Below are 15495 nucleotides of genomic sequence, written 5' to 3' on the forward strand. Positions count from 1 at the left end.
AGCTGTCGACGCGCCGGTCGGGCACTCGCGGGTGGGCACCAGGCAGCGACAGGTAATCAAGGCAGGCAGGCGCAGACGGGAGCACGCAATGGCCGCGGACAGACCACGGGACCGCGCGCATCACCCTCCGTGATGCCGTTGGCAGTGACAGGCCGGTCTCCGGGCTCGTGAGTTGGGCTCTGGCCCGAAACCGCGCGCCTTCCCGGACTCTGCCCAGTGGCCATGCGCGGCCTTGACTCACCTACCGTTGCGGGGGCAGCGCCGGATTCGCGCCCTGCGGCGCCCACCGGCTTCCCAGTTTCACTCTGCCGGAGGCTGTCCGCAGAGCACCTGAAACACGCGGCGAAGGTTAGAGGGTTGCACCGGGAGCGTCAATTGAACACGGATGACGAACGAGTCTTCGGGGTGCTTGTCTCAAGGATAAGGCAGTGATATCACGTAGCCATCAATCAGCTGAACGCGATCATAAATAAAAGGAGAACGCGTCATGCAAGGCTTGATCATCCACAACCCACACCTGGAGTTCCTACGACCGGTATTCGAGCGCTGGGTCGAATGCATCGACCGCTTCAATCAGATCCACGGTGAAAGCGACGCCCCCTACTGGCATGGCGCCCAGGCCAATGCCGGACTGCTGGCCGCTGCCGCCTGGCAGGCCGAGCGTGTCGCGCTGCAGCAGTATCAGGGCAAGAAACAACGTGACGAAGGTGACCGCGAGGGACGTTGCGACCTGTGCATCGCCGATGCCGAACAATCCCTGCATTTGATAACCGCGCAGCGTTGGCCAAAGATCGCCCGACTGGACCTCGCCACCGCCTTGCAAGAAACCGCCGCACTGGCGCGCCTGTCGGTCTACCCCAGCCAGTTCAAGGCGGGGGCGCTGTTCGTCAGTCCGTGGAAGGCCGGGCAGCATGCCAGCCCGGAAGAGTTGCAGGACATGGTCGACGACCTGAGCAAGCACACGGCCTGCGCCATCGCCTGGTACTTCCCTTACGCTTATCGCAAGCTGCACAACGAGGCAGGGCAGTATCACCCGGGTGTGGCAGTGTTGATCAAGCAGGCGTGAAGCACTAGGGGCCGGTCAGCGGCCCCACATCCACCCGCTAGGGATTCTGAGCCAGATGGCCCGAGGGATTGAGCACTCGTTTGGCCTGCAGGTAGGCCCTGGACCAGTAGCTGTTGGACAGGTAGTCCAGGCGCACGGTGCCACCGCTGGACGGCGCATGCACGAAACGCCCCTCGCCCACATAGATGCCGGCATGGCTCACCCGCGAACCACCCGCGGTGGCGAAGAACACCAGATCGCCCGACTGCAGCGCGTTGATGTTCACCGTCGGCGCGCGCATGACGATCATCTCGCGGGTCGAACGCGGCAGGCTGATGTTTGCCGCATCGCGATACACATAGCCGATCAGACCACTGCAATCGAAGCCCGAGTCCGGGGTATTGCCGCCCCAGCGGTAGGGCGTGCCCACCAGGCCGATGGCACGGATCAGCACATCGTCGGCCACAGGCGAAGAGGACGGTTGATCGACGAAGACCACCGGCGGCTTGACGGCGGGTGGCGGAGTGGGAGCACGGCTGGAACAGGCGGCGAGCAGGGCCACCATCGAGAGGAATGCGAAGCGCGTCATGATCGCCATGGGTCAGAACCTGTCTGAAACCGATCGGCCGCAGCCGATGAAAGAGTTGAGAATTTAGATTAGACGCTATTCGTAAATGCGCACGGCGACTCGCTTTTCAGCCAGTCGCCGTGTTGAGAGTACAGCAAAGTGCTATTAGTTTCGTGACAACGTGGTGGTCGGTGCCATGGCCAAGGCGCGCTTGGCTTCGAGGAAGGTCTTGCTCCAGTAGCGATCACCGAGGCTGTCGATGCGCACGCCACCGCTGCGGCGGCTGCTGGAGTGGATGAACTGGTTGTCGCCCAGGTAGATGCCGGCGTGACTGACACGGCCACGGCCATTGGTGCTGAAGAACAGCAGGTCGCCTGGCTTGAGCTTGTTGCGCGCCACTTTGGGGGCGTCAACGTTGATCATCTCGCGGGTGGAACGTGGCAGGTTCATGCCCGCCTCTTCGCGGAACAGGTAGCCGATGAAGCCGCTGCAGTCGAAACCGGACTGCTCCGAGGTCCCACCGAAGCGATAGCGGGTGCCGATCAGCGCCATGCCACGCTCGAGAATGCTGTCAGCCAGCACCGGGAGCTCGTAGGGCTTGCTGTTGCGGGAAAAGGCCTGGAGGTCTTCTTCGGTGGCCAGGTCTTCCTCGTCGAACACCGACGAGTGCGAAGCCTTGGCTTTGGCCGCGCTCTGCGCGGTCACCGAGGGGCGATCCTGGGGCTGGGAAGCTGGGCCTTGGGCCGCGCAGCCAAAAAGCAGGGTCACGAGTGCGAGGGGCACGAGGGGTGCGAAGCGCTTCAGCATGGGCACGACCGTGTCTGGGATCCGTTGGAAGGGGGAAACTATGCCTTCTATCGGAATCATTTGCAAATTTTATCGAAGAAAATGTGACTTCTGTGTTCTAAGGCGTCGGCGACCTCCAGAACTACCAGCCAAGCGTCTCTTTAAGGAAGGGGATGGTCAGCTTGCGCTGGGCCTGCAAGGAGGCCTGATCGAGACGTTCGAGTAGATCGAACAACGCACTCATGCTGCGCGTGCCACGGGTCAGAATGAAGTGTCCGACTTCGTCGGTCAGGTGCAGACCGCGCCGCGAGGCACGCAATTGCAAAGCGCGCAGCTTGTCTTCGTCGGACAAGGCGCGCATCTGGAACACCAGCGCCAAGGTGAGTCGCGACTTGAGATCGGGGAGTTTGATCGGCAGCTCACGCGGCGAACTGGAGGCCGCCAGCAACAGGCGCCTGCCGCTGTCGCGCAGGCGATTGAACAGGTGGAACATCGCCTCTTCCCAATCGGCCTTGCCGGCGATCACATGCAGGTCGTCGATGCACACCAGCTCGTACTGTTCCAGGTGATCGAGCAACTCCACGCCACGCTCGAGCAATTGCGCCAGCGGCAGGTACACCGCCGGCTCGCCGAGTTGCTGGAAGCGGTGAGTGGCAGCCTGCAAAAGGTGCGTGCGCCCTGCCCCCTGCTTGCCCCACAAATAGATGAGACTCTCGGTCCAGCCGGCGTCCGCTTCGCACAGCCGCTCGACATAGCCCAATGCTGCGGCATTGGCGCCCGGATAGTAGTTGATGAAGGTGGCGTCATCGCGCAGGCGCACACCCAGGGGCAACTGGATCGGTTTCATGCTGGCTGGCGGTCGCGAGGACCAAAGGGGACCTTTGGTGAAAGTGTGCAAAGTCTATACCTGGCGGACGGGCGGCACAATCGGGCAACCCAATACCCCAAGCTAAATCAACGGTTTGCGCCAGTTATCAGGCACTTCGGGCATGCTGTTGAGCCCGTCCGACGCCGGTTTGCGAGCATCTGTTCTACGCTACTCAAACCAACTGCCATCCCAATACCGTGAGGAGAGGCCCATGAGCTCGATCCATCGCTTGTCGCCGTCGCAAGCTCCCGTAGAGGATGCCGAATACTTCGAATACAGCAAGGCCGCCAACCCCATCGCCGCCAAGCTGATTTCCCAGATACCTTTCCAGACTTTTCCCAGTTCGCTCTACAGCGACGGTGCCAGCCGTATCGTCGCCCTGGACCTGAGCGATCGCTTGGGCACCGAAGGCCCGGCGACCAGCCCAGGTCTGAGCGCCAACTTCATCCGCCTCAATGCCGGCGACAGCCTCACCCTCAAGCCCAACGCCACGTCGCAGGTGCTCTATGTGATCGACGGCGCCGGCAGCTTCACCTATGGCGAAGCGTCATTCGAGTGGAATCGCGGCAGCTTCATGACCATGCCAGGCCTGCGCAACACGGTGCTTACAGCGAGCCAGGATGCGCGCCTGTACTACGTTCACGACGAGCCGCTACTGCGCTACCTCGGCGTCAAAGCGTGCAGCGAGCGCTTCGCACCGACGCTCTACCCGGCCGAGGTGGCCAACGCCAAGCTTCAAGAGGCCGCCAACGACCCCCGCGCCGCTGATCGCAGCCGGGTCAGCATTCTGCTGGGCAACAAGCATTTCCCGCAGACCCGCACCGTTACCCACGTACTCTGGGCCATGTACGGTATCGTTCCGGCCGGCGCCGTGCAGAAACCGCACCGGCATCAGTCGGTGGCCCTGGACTTCATCATCGACTGCCCCGAAGGCTGCTACACCCTGGTCGGCACCGCGCTGGACGACAGCGGCCAGATCGTCAACCCGACCCGCGTGCAGTGGCAGCCGGGCCTGGCCTTCGTCACGCCGCCGGGCTATTGGCACGCCCACTACAACGAATCCAAGGATCAGGATGCCTACCTGATCCCGATCCAGGACGCCGGCCTGCAAACCTACCTGCGCTCGTTGGACATTCGTTTCAGTTGAGGTCTATTTTCTGCGCGGTCGAGGCCGCCAGCAGGGAGGGTCACGCACTGCGTGGATCGTAGCCGTTACCATCGACGAGGCGCTTACAAGCCCAAAAACACAAAACCCCTGACTTCATAGCTGAAATCAGGGGTTTTGAGCTTTATCTGTATGGCGGAGAGATAGGGATTTGAACCCTAGGTACTGTTGCCAGTACAACGGATTTCGAATCCGTCCCGTTCGACCACTCCGGCATCTCTCCAGTGGCGCGCATCATACCAGCGTTTTCGTTTCTGGCAAACTTTTTTTGAAAAAATTCGCGTGGTATCAGACGCTTGCGTGAAGGCGCAGATTACAGCGGCACGCCCAGACGCTTGGCGACTTCTTCGTACGCCTCGATGACATCACCCAGGCCCTGGCGGAAGCGGTCCTTGTCCATCTTCTTGCGGGTTTCCTTGTCCCACAGACGGCAGCCGTCAGGGCTGAACTCGTCGCCCAGTACGATCTGGCCGTGGAAGACGCCGAATTCCAGCTTGAAGTCGACCAGCAGCAGGCCAGCGTCGTCGAACAGCTTGCTCAGCACGTCGTTGACCTTCAGCGACAGCTTCTTCATCTCCACCAGTTGCTCGGCGGTGCCCCAGCCGAATGCCACCACGTGAGATTCGTTGATGAAGGGGTCGCCCTTCTCGTCGTTCTTCAGGAACAGCTCGAAGGTGGAAGGCTCCAGTTTGATGCCCTCCTCCACGCCCAGACGCTTGACCAGGCTGCCGGCAGCATAGTTGCGCACCACGCACTCGACCGGAATCATGTCCAGCTTCTTGACCAGGCACTCGTTGTCGCCCAGCAGCTTGTCGAACTGGGTCGGCACGCCCGCTTCTTCGAGCTTCTGCATGATGAAGGCGTTGAACTTGTTGTTGACCATGCCTTTACGATCGAGCTGCTCGATGCGCTTGCCGTCGAACGCCGAGGTATCGTTACGGAACAGCAGGATCAGGCGGTCGGCGTCGTCGGTCTTGTACACCGATTTGGCCTTGCCGCGGTAAAGTTCGTCGCGTTTTTCCATGATGGGCTCCGCTTGCTTGAATGGTTGGGCTAGGCGATTTCGCGCCAGTCGAGCCCGTGTTCCTGATTCGCCACCTGGAGCCAGTCCGGATCGCACCCCAAGGTGTCGACGAAGCACTGACGCGCCAGTTGTGGCAAGTTGTTCTTGCTGCTCAGGTGGGCCAACACCAGATGCTGCAGGTGTCGCCAGCCCAGCTCGGCCACCAGGTTGGCGGCCTGATGGTTGTTCAGATGGCCCTGATTGCCGCCGACCCGCTGCTTGAGAAAGTACGGATAGTGCCCGCGCGCCAGCAGATCACGGCAGTGGTTGGCTTCGATCAGCAAGGCGTCGAGGCCTTCATAGCGTTGCAACAGGCGCGTGTCGTAGCTTCCCAGGTCGGTGAGCATGCCGAAACGGCGGCGGCCGTCGCTGACCACGTACTGCAGTGGCTCCTGCGCGTCATGCTCGACCCGCGCCGCGCTGACCTGCAGGCTGCCGACCTCCAGCACGTCGCCACAACCGAGAAAACCGGCGACCTCCACCGGCTTGCGCATGCCGCGCAGCGTGCCCTGGCTGAGGTACACCGGTACATTGTAGCGCCGCGCCAGCAACCCAACGCCATGCACGTGGTCGGCATGTTCGTGGGTCACCAGCACAGCGCTCAGCTGTGCGGCCGACACCCCGAGCAGCGCCAGGCGCCGCTCGGTTTCGCGCAGGGAGAAACCGCAGTCGACCAGGACGAATGTGTCGTCGCTGGCGATCAGCGTGCCATTTCCCTGGCTGCCGCTTCCCAGTACCGCGAAGCGCACTTAGCCCAGTCGGTCCTGAATGGCGCTCAGCACGCGACGGGCCACATCGGCCGGTGCCACGGTGTTGATGTTCTTCTCGACGGTGACCTGAACGTTCTCACCCACCTTGCTCAGGCGGACCTGATAACGCTCGGCGCGAGCTTCACGTTCTTCCTTGCTCGGCGCACTGCCGAACAGGCGACTGAAGAAGCCGGGCTGATCGTTCTTGTCTTCGGGTTTCTCGGACAGGTTGATGTAGTACAGGCCCAGGCTGCGATTGATGTCCTCGACGCGCCACTCGCCCTGCTCCAGCGCACGACCTACGCCCGACCAGGCGCGGTCCAGGTCGGAACCGAGGAACAGCACTGGGTTGCCACTGCCGTCTTCGGTCAGGCTGACCTGGCTGGGCACGTCGAAGTCGCGCTCGGCGAGCAACGACACCGAACCACCCTTCTCGGCGCTGCGGTTCATGCTGGCCAGCAGTTCGTCGACCAGCAGCGCATCGACGCCCGTGTTGCTCGACGTGCTCGGGAAATCGGGCTCGGCACTGCTGCCGGCCGGACGCTCGACGCTGACCACGTAGACTTCCGAGGTGTTGCGCTGCACACCCGGCTCCATGCGCACCCGTACACGTACTTCGCTGTTCGGGCTGCTGGAGGTGCTGGCCAGACGCTGGCCGAGCGAGGCGGACAGCTCATCGAAACGCTGCCAGGTGGTATTGAATTCGCCAGTCTGCGGGCGCTCTTCGGCAATGCGGAAGCCGTTGTCCTCGAAGTACTGGCGGGTAACCGGCCAGACCTCGGCGGGCGAGCGTTGAGCCAGCACCCAACGATTGGCGCCACTGCGCTGCAGGGTGAACTCGCTGACGTCGGCGCTGGCCGACAGCGGCTGCGGACGAGGCACCTCGAACTCGCCGGTGGCGGTGTCGTCGGCCACGTTGCGCGGGATCGGCAGCAGCGGATCCATGCGTTTGACATGCGTGGCGTCCGGCGGCAGCTGCATGGGCGCAGTGGAGTGCGCCTGCAGGTAATCGCTGCCGCGGTCGCGGAAATAGCCATCTTCGCCCCAGAGCCAGCCGCACCCACTGGTGCTGGAGATGATCAGGGCGAGAGCGGAAAGACCAGCCAGTCGCTTCATGCGGTGTACTTCCTCGATTAAACCAGTACGCCGGACTGGCGCAAGGCAGTACGGACTTGTTCGTGACAACCCTGGCTCAGCCAGGTGAGCGGCAGGCGAATACCTTTGTGCATCAAACCCATTTCAACCATCGCCCATTTCACCGGGATCGGGTTGGCTTCGCAGAACAGGTTCTTGTGCAGCGGCATGAGTCGATCGTTGATCTCGCGGGCCTTCTCGGCATTGCCCGCAAGGGCGGCCTCGCACAGATCGGCCATTTCGCGCGGAGCGACGTTGGCGGTGACGGAAATATTGCCCTTGCCGCCCAGCAGGATCAGTTCGGCAGCGGTCGGATCATCGCCGGACAGAACCAGGAACTCTTTGTCGACGCCTTCGATGATCGCCTTGGCACGGGCCAGGTCGCCCGTGGCTTCCTTGATGCCGATGATGTTCTTGACGCTCGACAGGCGGATCACGGTCTCGGCCTGCATGTCGCAGGAGGTGCGGCCGGGCACGTTGTACAGAATCTGCGGGATGTCGACGGCTTCGGCGATGTGCTTGAAGTGCTGGTACAGGCCTTCCTGGGTCGGCTTGTTGTAGTACGGCACGACCAGCAGGCAGGCATCGGCTCCGGCGCTTTTGGCATTCTGCGTGAGGTGCACGGCCTCGGCCGTCGAGTTGGCGCCGGTGCCGGCGATCACCGGGATGCGGCGCGGGCTGCGCTTGACGCGCTCGACCACGTGTTTGATGACCAGGATGTGTTCTTCGACGTCGAGGGTGGCGGATTCGCCGGTAGTGCCGACGGCAACGATCGCGTGAGTGCCTTTTTCCAGGTGGAAGTCGACCAGTTTATCGAGGCTTTCCCAATCCAGACGCCCTTGTGCATCCATGGGTGTGACGAGTGCCACCATACTGCCCGCGATCATGAACCTGCTCCTGCCGGAAAAAGAGAGCGGTAATGGTACTGGCGCCATCGACCTTGCACAAGCGAAGCTGGCGGGCGGAGCATTCCCCTCGGCGCCGCTTTTCGCTACCCTTGACCCTTTGATCGGCGCAGTGCAGCCCGCCGGGCTGTCGACGGTGCCTTCAGTCGGTGTTTCAGCGTCCTCGGGCGCTACCCACACCGACCACGAGCAGGCCTGCCGTCGTCCTGCGCCGACCGCTCATCGCTTTAGGAATGCTGCATGTCCACCGCTCCCCGCGAACAGTTCCTCGTCATCAGTGCCCTGGGCCCCAATCCCATGGAGCTTGCCAATGTCCTCAGCCGCGCGGCTTTTGAAAACCGCTGCGCGGTGGTCACCTCGCGCCTGTCGCGCCACGGCGAAACCAGCGCCCTGGTGCTGCAGGTCGGCGGCAGCTGGGATGCCCTGGCTCGCCTTGAAACGACCTTGCCAGGTCTGGGCAAGAAGCATGGCCTGACCCTCGATGTGGTGCGCAGCGCCGAGCAGGAGGTCCGCCCTCAAGCCCTGCCCTACGTCGCCTACGTCAGCGCCGCCTACCGCCCGGACATCGTCAACGAACTGTGCCAGTTCTTCCTCGATCACCGCGTCGAACTCGACGCCATGACCTGCGACACCTATCTGGCGCCGCAGACGGGCAGCAGCATGCTCAATGCCCAGTTCACCGTGATCCTGCCAGCCGGCACGCAGATCAGCTGGCTGCGCGACCAGTTCCTGGACTTCGCCGACGCCTTGAACCTGGATGCGCTGATCGAACCCTGGCGCCCACAGAACCCTGTCTAAGGAGTCATGCCCATGGCCGTAGCCCTCGATCAACCCGTCACCGACTTCCAGGCCCAGGCCACAGGCGGTCGCACCGTCACGTTGTCGGAACTTCAAGGCAAGCAGGTGGTGCTGTATTTCTACCCCAAGGACAGCACGCCGGGCTGCACGACCGAAGGCCAGGGTTTCCGCGACCTGCAGCCGGCATTCGAGGCCGCCAACACGGTGATCTTCGGCGTCTCGCGCGATGGCATCAAATCGCACGAGAACTTCAAGGCCAAGCAGGGCTTCACCTTCGAGCTGATCAGTGACAAGGACGAAACGCTGTGCCAGCTCTTCGACGTGATCAAGCTGAAGAAGCTCTACGGCAAGGAATACCTGGGCGTCGATCGCAGCACCTTCCTGATCGACCAGCACGGCGTGCTGCGGCAGGAATGGCGCGGGGTCAAGGTGCCCGGGCATGTGGATGCCGTGCTGGCGGCCGCGCAGGCGCTGAGCAAGGCGTAAGAGCAGCCCGCACGGGTGGTGGGTGAGCCCGTCACCCGGCCGCCCCGACCCTAGAGCATCGGCGCCACCGTAGGCTCCTGCCGCGGCCAGGCGTCGAGTACCGCCTTGAACAGGGTCGCCAGCGGAATGGCGAAGAAGATCCCCCAGAAACCCCACAACCCGCCGAACAGCAGTACCGCGCAGATGATCGCTACCGGATGCAGGCTCACCGCTTCGGAGAACAGCAGCGGCACCAGCACGTTGCCGTCCAGCGCCTGGATGATCGCGTAAACCGCCATCAGGTAGATGAACTGATCGCCCCAGCCCCACTGGAACAATGCGATCAGCGTGACCGGCACGGTCACCACCACCGCCCCCACATAGGGCACCACCACCGACAACCCCACCAACAACGCCAACAGCGCGGCGTAGTTGAGCCCCAAGGTAATGAAGGCGATGTAGGTGGCGCTGCCGCAGATCAGGATCTCGATGCCCTTGCCACGGATGTAGTTGGCGATCTGCCGGTTCATTTCATCACCCACCCGGGTCAGCAATCGCCGCTCGCGGGGCAGGTAGCCGCTGACCCAGCGGGCGATCAGCTCGCGGTCCTTGAGGAAGAAGAACACCAGGATCGGCACCAACACCAGGTAGATCATGGCATTGACCAACAGCGGCAGGCTCGACAACGAGAAGGTCAACGCCCACTGACCGAACTTGCCGATTTCGCCACGCACCGACTCGATGGCCCGCAGCACCTGCTCGTCGGAGACCAGATGCGGGTAGCGCTCGGGTAGCAGCAGCAACAATGACTGCCATTTGCCGAGCATGCCCGGCAATTCGTTGAACAAGGTGATCAACTGATGCCACAGCAACGGCACCAGCACCAGCAGAACCACCGCCAGCGCCCCGAGGAACAGCGCAAACACCAGCCACACCGCCGCACGCGTGGGCACCCTGAAGCGCTCCAGGGCATTGACCAGCCCCTGCATCAGGAACGCCAACACCATGCCCGCCAGCACGGGCGCGAGCATGCCGCCGAGGGTGAGCACCACCGTGAAAGCGAGAAACAGCAAGACCGCCAACACCACCGCTTCCTCATCGGAAAAGTAGCGCTGCATCCAATCGCGAAGCACCTTGAACATTGACGATCCTTGCAGAAAAAGACTCAGGCCTTGCGCAGCCAATAGGTGTAGACACCGGACTCGGCAGCCTCGGCCAGCAAGCTATGACCGGACAGCTGGGCAAAGGTGCGGAAATCGCGCTGCGAACCGGCGTCGGTCGCCACCACCTTGAGCACTGCGCCACTGTCCAGTCGATTGAGCGCCATCTTGGCCTTGAGCAGCGGCAGCGGGCAGTTCAGCCCACAGGCATCGAGTTCGGCGTCGCAGGTCGGGGTATCGGTCATCGCGCGGGCTCCAGGGTGTGACGACAGGCAGGGCCGCTAGGATACCTGCACTGGTCTGCGCGGTGCGAGCGGGCTACAGTAAGCGCTTTGATCGACGCGAGCTTCGTGCATGAACCTACTGCGCCCCACCCTGCTGACGCTGGCCTGCCTGATGGCACTTCCTGGCCACGCCGACGACCTGCCGTCGCTGGGTGATGCCAGCTCCGCAATCGTTTCGCCGCAGCAGGAACACCAGCTCGGTCGCGCTTGGTTGAGTCTGCTGCGTGGCCAGGTCAATCAGCTCAACGATCCACAACTCAAGGACTACGTCGAGACCAGCGTGTACAAGCTGGCCGAAACCAGCCAGTTGCAGGACCGCCGCCTGGAATTCATCCTCATCGACAGCCGCGAGCTCAACGCCTTCGCCGCGCCCGGCGGCATCGTCGGAGTCAACGGCGGATTGTTTCTCAACGCCCAGACCGAGGGCGAGTATGCCTCGGTGCTGGCCCACGAATTGGCGCACCTGTCGCAACGCCACTTCGCCCGCGGCGTGGAGGCCCAGCAGCGCATGCAGTTGCCGATGATGGCCGCGCTCCTGGCCGGTATCGTGCTGGCCGCGGGCGGTGGCGGCGATGCTGGCATCGGCGTGATCGCCGGCACCCAGGCGGCCGCCATGCAGGAACAACGACGCTTCTCCCGGCAGAACGAGCAGGAAGCCGACCGCATCGGCATCCTCAATCTGGAAAAGGCCGGTTACGACCCACGCAACATGCCGAGCATGTTCGAGCGCCTGGCCCGGCAATACCGCTACGATGCCAAGCCCCCGGAATTCCTGCTGACCCACCCGGTCACCGAATCGCGCATCGCCGACACCCGCAACCGCGCCGAACAGGCGCCCAAGGGCGGCGTCGAAGACAGCATGCGTTATCAACTGATTCGCGCCCGCGTCGCCCTGACCTACGAAGGCACCCCAGGGCTTGCAGCCAAGCGTTTCCGCGCCCAGCTCGATGAAAACCCCAACCTCGATGCCGCCCGCTATGGTCTGGCGCTGGCGCAAATCAAGGGCGGTCAGCTCAACGAAGCGCGCGAGAACCTCAAGCCGCTGCTGGCCAAGGCACCCAACGACATTACCTACAATCTGGCGCAGATCGACCTGGACATCACCAACAACCGCCTGGCCGACGCCCAGCAGCGCGCCGAACGCATGCAGGGCCTGTATCCGGGGAACTACCCGCTCAAACAGGTACGCGCCGACCTGCTGGTCAAGCAGAACAAGCCGGCCGAAGCGGAAAAGGTGCTGGACGATCTGGTGAAGAATCGTCCGGACGATCCGGATGTCTGGTACGACGTGGCCGAGGTACGTGGCCTGTCGGGCAATACCATTGGCCTGCACCGGGCCCGGGCCGAATACTTCACCTTGGTCGGAGATTTCGACCAGGCGATTCAGCAACTGGACTTCGCCAAGCGCCGGGCGGGCACCAACTTCCCACTGGCCTCGCAGATCGACCAGCGGCAGCGGGAGATCATGGAGCAGCAGCGCATGGTCAAGGAGATGATGCGCTGATCAACGAAAAGGGCCGCTCAGCGGCCCTTTGCACGTCTGATCAGGCGTTGCCGGAAAGCTTCATCCGCGCCGCCTGGGTAAAGTCCAGCATGCGCTTGAGCGGCTTGATAGCCCGGGGAATCAGCGCCGGCTCCACGAAGATTTCGTTGCTGCCCTGACGCAGGCAGTCCAGCGTGCGCTCCAGGGTGTTCATCGCCATCCACGGACAGTGCGCGCAACTGCGGCAGGCTGCGCCGTTACCCGCGGTCGGCGCTTCGATGAAGACCTTGTCCGGACACAACTGCTGCATCTTGTAGAAGATGCCGCGATCGGTGGCGACGATGAAGGTGGTATTGGGCAAGGTCTGCGCAGCCTTGATCAACTGGCTGGTGGAGCCCACCGCATCGGCCAGCTCGATCACCGACTCTGGCGACTCCGGGTGCACCAGCACCGCTGCGTCCGGATACAGCGCTTTCATATCGGCCAGTTGCCGCGACTTGAACTCTTCGTGGACGATGCAGGCACCGTCCCACAGCAGCATGTCCGCGCCCGTCTGCTTCTGGATGTAGCGCCCCAGGTGCTGGTCCGGCCCCCAGATCAGCGTCTCGCCGTTGTCCATCAGGCTCTCGACGATTTCCAGGGCGCAACTGGACGTCACCACCCAGTCCGCGCGCGCTTTCACCGCCGCCGAGGTGTTGGCGTAGACCACCACGGTACGCTCGGGATGCTGATCGCAGAACGCCGAGAACTCTTCCACGGGGCAACCCAGGTCCAGCGAGCAGGTCGCCTCGAGGGTGGGCATCAGGATGCGCTTTTCCGGGGTGAGGATTTTCGCCGTCTCGCCCATGAAACGTACCCCAGCCACCACCACGGTGTCGGCCGGATGGTTGTTGCCGAAGCGGGCCATTTCAAGAGAGTCGGAAACGCAACCACCGGTTTCTTCGGCCAGCGCCTGAATCACGGGATCGCAATAGAAATGGGCGACCAGCACCGCGTTCTGCGCCTTGAGTTCGGCAGCGATGGCCGCACGGTAATCGGCCTCTTGCTCGGGCGTCAGCGGATGGGGCTGCTTGGCGTCAAGATGGGCTTGAACCAGGAGACGTTCGGAAATCTGGGTCATGATCGCTGGACCTGCATGCGCGTCGATCGAGTGTATCACCCGGCCCTGGCAGATCGGCTAAAGGTGCCGCAGACCCCAGATGGCGGGTCATCGCGGCCCACCTGCGGGCACGGATTGTTATTCGGACGGCGAAGGCTACAGGCAATCGGGGCAATGCAAAAGCGCTTTTTCAGACAACTGAATCGCCCACCCCCTGCGGCATTGCACCGTAGGGGACAGGCGACTCGCCAGACAACGCCTGAGCGATCAGCCTTGAGGCGACAGTACTGCCAGTTGCGCGCTCATCATCATGACGAATTCCTCGACCGGCATCTTCTTGCCGTTGAAGTCGACCATGCCGTCGGCGTAGTTCAGGCTCGACACCACGTCATTGCCCTCGACAGTGGCCATGCCGCTCTGCAACGCCATCACGCCAAGCATCTCGCCGGCCTGGCTGGACTGCATGGCGATCGCCTGGGCGTCGGTCTGACCGTCGAGCAGCGCCTGCAGGGTGGTGAGGTCGCTGACCATCGCCTTCGACACCGTCAACTTGCTCTGCAGGCGCGAGACCAGTTGCTTGATCAGTTGATCAGGCGGCAGGTCGAAGGAGGTGGGGTTGGCGAAGTCCATGCTCAGATTGAAGCGACTCTGGCCATTGGCTGTCTTGAACGACAGTTCCTCCAGCGCGAACTGAGGCTTGTCGGCCAGCAGCTTCTGCAGATCGGCCTTCACCTTGGCCTCTTCTTCGGGGGTCATCTGCGGCGCCATTTGCCCTTCGCCCTGGGCAGCGGCTGCCTGAAGCTCCGGCAACTTGCTCTGGTACCACTCGAGCAGTGCCTGCGCCGCTGCCATGTTGATCGACTTCATGCTCATGACCATCTGGCCACTGCCCACCTGGCGACCGGCATAGGTGATATCGGACACCTTGTACTCCACACGCCCGCCCACGCGATCCTTGCCCTCGGCGGTGGACAGGCTGTTCTGCTCAAGCCCCTTGAGCACCAGCACCTCCTGCTTGGGCCCGAGGGTGGCTTGCAGATTGGCCAGATACAGGTCCAGATGGCCCAGATAGAGCATGTCGTGATCGGACTTGCCGAGCTCGCCGCCCATCTTGAAGCCGCTCATCTGCAGCTTCACCGGCGGGTGGTCATCGCCCACCAGCGTCATGTCCAGACGCTGGGACTCGCCGTGGATCTCGAGGTCCTTGCCTTCCTTGTCACCCTTGAGCAGCAGTTGCATGCCACCGAAGTCCATGACGTTGCCGTCGCCCTCGTCGAGCTTGACTGGCGCCAGCTGGATATCGCTTTGCACGCCACCGCCATACCCCAGAGTGACCTGACCGACGACCGGCGATTTGTCGCTGGCGGCCGCGAACCAGGGTGCAGTCGTGTCGTCCTTCTGCAGTTGGCTATTGCTCACGGCCATCACGGGTAGCAGCTTGAGCACCTTGACCCGCGACCAGGGGAAGGGGCCATGCTCGATGTGGTCATTGACACCCACCTCGAAGCTCACCGGCTCACCTTCGTTCAGGCGCAGGTCATTGGCCTTGAGACGGTACTGGGCCTGACTGGTGAACAGGTGCTGCTCCAGCGAGACCAGTTCGATGGTCATGGTGCCACCGGTGCCTACCAGGGCCTTCTGCAGCTCCGCATTGCCGCGCGCGATGGATTGCTCCAGCTCGGCGGGCAGTTGCTTGCCGGTGTACCAAGCGCCGGCGGTAGTGACGACGGCGATGGCGACGGCCAGGCCGGAGAGAATGCCTACTGATTTCTTCATGAATAGAACCGTTTGCTGTCCATAGGGCTGGGAAGGTGCGCGAGTCGCGCTGGTCGCAAAGGGTAGCATTCCCGGTAAACGAAACGGTGTGAGGCAGCGCAGTTTTTGTTATTGAAATGTGAGGCGCCACATGAGATCACACCGCAA

General features: G+C 62.8%; 16 protein-coding genes, 1 tRNA gene and 1 riboswitch. Of the genes, 5 read left to right on the top strand and 12 right to left on the bottom strand.

The window, feature by feature from the left end; genetic code table 11:
- Nucleotides 1–132 precede the first annotated feature (132 nt).
- Nucleotides 133–349: riboswitch (cobalamin riboswitch) on the bottom strand.
- A 138-nt stretch (nucleotides 350–487) separates the two neighbouring features.
- Nucleotides 488–1066, top strand: a complete 579-nt coding sequence (locus Q7C30_RS06640; RefSeq protein WP_029611861.1) for a hypothetical protein — start codon at nucleotides 488–490, stop codon at nucleotides 1064–1066.
- Between the two features lie 37 nt (nucleotides 1067–1103).
- On the opposite strand, the gene Q7C30_RS06645 is transcribed toward Q7C30_RS06640, so the two are convergent.
- The 3 genes from Q7C30_RS06645 to hda form a co-directional block, all read right to left on the bottom strand.
- Entirely contained in the window at nucleotides 1104–1643 is a 540-nt protein-coding gene (locus Q7C30_RS06645; protein ID WP_304483537.1) for a C40 family peptidase, read from the bottom strand.
- Between the two features lie 135 nt (nucleotides 1644–1778).
- Nucleotides 1779–2420, bottom strand: coding sequence for a C40 family peptidase (locus Q7C30_RS06650; RefSeq protein WP_317871062.1), 642 nt, complete (start codon nucleotides 2418–2420; stop codon nucleotides 1779–1781).
- A 121-nt stretch (nucleotides 2421–2541) separates the two neighbouring features.
- Nucleotides 2542–3246, bottom strand: coding sequence for a DnaA regulatory inactivator Hda (hda, locus tag Q7C30_RS06655; protein ID WP_029611863.1), 705 nt, complete (start codon nucleotides 3244–3246; stop codon nucleotides 2542–2544).
- 232 nt (nucleotides 3247–3478) lie between these two features.
- Between hda and Q7C30_RS06660 the strand changes: the two genes are divergently transcribed.
- Complete coding sequence (locus Q7C30_RS06660; RefSeq protein ID WP_317871063.1) at nucleotides 3479–4414, top strand: cupin; 936 nt, start codon at nucleotides 3479–3481, stop codon at nucleotides 4412–4414.
- A gap of 151 nt (nucleotides 4415–4565) precedes the next feature.
- On the opposite strand, the gene Q7C30_RS06665 is transcribed toward Q7C30_RS06660, so the two are convergent.
- The 5 genes from Q7C30_RS06665 to dapA all read right to left on the bottom strand — a co-directional run bounded on the left by Q7C30_RS06665 (nucleotide 4566) and on the right by dapA (nucleotide 8265).
- Nucleotides 4566–4655, bottom strand: a tRNA-Ser gene (locus tag Q7C30_RS06665).
- Nucleotides 4656–4745: 90 nt separating this feature from the next.
- Complete coding sequence (gene purC / locus Q7C30_RS06670) at nucleotides 4746–5456, bottom strand: phosphoribosylaminoimidazolesuccinocarboxamide synthase (protein WP_039579444.1); 711 nt, start codon at nucleotides 5454–5456, stop codon at nucleotides 4746–4748.
- A 29-nt stretch (nucleotides 5457–5485) separates the two neighbouring features.
- Nucleotides 5486–6244, bottom strand: coding sequence for an MBL fold metallo-hydrolase (locus tag Q7C30_RS06675; protein WP_029611873.1), 759 nt, complete (start codon nucleotides 6242–6244; stop codon nucleotides 5486–5488).
- Nucleotides 6245–7360 (bottom strand): outer membrane protein assembly factor BamC, encoded by a 1116-nt coding sequence (gene bamC, locus Q7C30_RS06680; RefSeq protein WP_029611874.1) that lies wholly within the window; start codon nucleotides 7358–7360, stop codon nucleotides 6245–6247.
- Between the two features lie 17 nt (nucleotides 7361–7377).
- The gene (gene dapA / locus Q7C30_RS06685; protein ID WP_039579451.1) at nucleotides 7378–8265 is read right to left on the bottom strand and encodes a 4-hydroxy-tetrahydrodipicolinate synthase; all 888 of its coding nucleotides are present in this window, start codon (nucleotides 8263–8265) and stop codon (nucleotides 7378–7380) included.
- A 258-nt stretch (nucleotides 8266–8523) separates the two neighbouring features.
- Here dapA and Q7C30_RS06690 point away from each other — a divergent pair, with 258 nt between their 5' ends.
- Nucleotides 8524–9081, top strand: coding sequence for a glycine cleavage system protein R (locus Q7C30_RS06690; RefSeq protein WP_029611876.1), 558 nt, complete (start codon nucleotides 8524–8526; stop codon nucleotides 9079–9081).
- A 12-nt stretch (nucleotides 9082–9093) separates the two neighbouring features.
- The gene (locus Q7C30_RS06695; protein WP_317871064.1) at nucleotides 9094–9567 is read left to right on the top strand and encodes a peroxiredoxin; all 474 of its coding nucleotides are present in this window, start codon (nucleotides 9094–9096) and stop codon (nucleotides 9565–9567) included.
- A 50-nt stretch (nucleotides 9568–9617) separates the two neighbouring features.
- On the opposite strand, the gene Q7C30_RS06700 is transcribed toward Q7C30_RS06695, so the two are convergent.
- A complete protein-coding gene (locus Q7C30_RS06700) occupies nucleotides 9618–10688 on the bottom strand; it encodes an AI-2E family transporter (protein ID WP_039579457.1) in 1071 nt (356 codons plus the stop codon).
- 23 nt (nucleotides 10689–10711) lie between these two features.
- Complete coding sequence (locus tag Q7C30_RS06705) at nucleotides 10712–10951, bottom strand: sulfurtransferase TusA family protein (protein ID WP_029611879.1); 240 nt, start codon at nucleotides 10949–10951, stop codon at nucleotides 10712–10714.
- Between the two features lie 109 nt (nucleotides 10952–11060).
- Here Q7C30_RS06705 and Q7C30_RS06710 point away from each other — a divergent pair, with 109 nt between their 5' ends.
- Nucleotides 11061–12494 carry a M48 family metalloprotease gene (locus tag Q7C30_RS06710; RefSeq protein WP_295485898.1) on the top strand — a complete coding sequence of 478 codons (1434 nt, stop codon included), beginning with the start codon at nucleotides 11061–11063 and terminating at the stop codon, nucleotides 12492–12494.
- A 40-nt stretch (nucleotides 12495–12534) separates the two neighbouring features.
- Here the strand turns inward: Q7C30_RS06710 and nadA are convergent, their stop codons facing one another.
- Nucleotides 12535–13593: a quinolinate synthase NadA gene (nadA, locus tag Q7C30_RS06715; protein ID WP_029611882.1), complete on the bottom strand. Its 1059-nt coding sequence runs from the start codon at nucleotides 13591–13593 to the stop codon at nucleotides 12535–12537.
- Nucleotides 13594–13839: 246 nt separating this feature from the next.
- Nucleotides 13840–15348 (bottom strand): YdgA family protein, encoded by a 1509-nt coding sequence (locus tag Q7C30_RS06720; protein WP_116888769.1) that lies wholly within the window; start codon nucleotides 15346–15348, stop codon nucleotides 13840–13842.
- Between the last annotated feature and the right edge of the window lie 147 nt (nucleotides 15349–15495).

The sequence above is a fragment of the Pseudomonas sp. RAC1 genome (genome assembly GCF_030658255.1).
Lineage (GTDB): Bacteria > Pseudomonadota > Gammaproteobacteria > Pseudomonadales > Pseudomonadaceae > Aquipseudomonas > Aquipseudomonas boreofloridensis.

Bases quoted from the DNA above. Each gene is read 5' to 3' on its own strand.
- Q7C30_RS06705 (WP_029611879.1), bottom strand. From the start codon at position 10,951: ATGACCGATACCCCGACCTGCGACGCCGAACTCGATGCCTGTGGGCTG.
- Q7C30_RS06645 (WP_304483537.1), bottom strand. From the start codon at position 1,643: ATGGCGATCATGACGCGCTTCGCATTCCTCTCGATGGTGGCCCTGCTC.
- bamC (WP_029611874.1), bottom strand. From the start codon at position 7,360: ATGAAGCGACTGGCTGGTCTTTCCGCTCTCGCCCTGATCATCTCCAGC.
- Q7C30_RS06650 (WP_317871062.1), bottom strand. From the start codon at position 2,420: ATGCTGAAGCGCTTCGCACCCCTCGTGCCCCTCGCACTCGTGACCCTG.
- Q7C30_RS06720 (WP_116888769.1), bottom strand. From the start codon at position 15,348: ATGAAGAAATCAGTAGGCATTCTCTCCGGCCTGGCCGTCGCCATCGCC.
- dapA (WP_039579451.1), bottom strand. From the start codon at position 8,265: ATGATCGCGGGCAGTATGGTGGCACTCGTCACACCCATGGATGCACAA.
- Q7C30_RS06710 (WP_295485898.1), top strand. From the start codon at position 11,061: ATGAACCTACTGCGCCCCACCCTGCTGACGCTGGCCTGCCTGATGGCA.
- Q7C30_RS06700 (WP_039579457.1), bottom strand. From the start codon at position 10,688: ATGTTCAAGGTGCTTCGCGATTGGATGCAGCGCTACTTTTCCGATGAG.
- purC (WP_039579444.1), bottom strand. From the start codon at position 5,456: ATGGAAAAACGCGACGAACTTTACCGCGGCAAGGCCAAATCGGTGTAC.
- hda (WP_029611863.1), bottom strand. From the start codon at position 3,246: ATGAAACCGATCCAGTTGCCCCTGGGTGTGCGCCTGCGCGATGACGCC.
- Q7C30_RS06640 (WP_029611861.1), top strand. From the start codon at position 488: ATGCAAGGCTTGATCATCCACAACCCACACCTGGAGTTCCTACGACCG.
- Q7C30_RS06660 (WP_317871063.1), top strand. From the start codon at position 3,479: ATGAGCTCGATCCATCGCTTGTCGCCGTCGCAAGCTCCCGTAGAGGAT.
- Q7C30_RS06695 (WP_317871064.1), top strand. From the start codon at position 9,094: ATGGCCGTAGCCCTCGATCAACCCGTCACCGACTTCCAGGCCCAGGCC.
- Q7C30_RS06690 (WP_029611876.1), top strand. From the start codon at position 8,524: ATGTCCACCGCTCCCCGCGAACAGTTCCTCGTCATCAGTGCCCTGGGC.
- nadA (WP_029611882.1), bottom strand. From the start codon at position 13,593: ATGACCCAGATTTCCGAACGTCTCCTGGTTCAAGCCCATCTTGACGCC.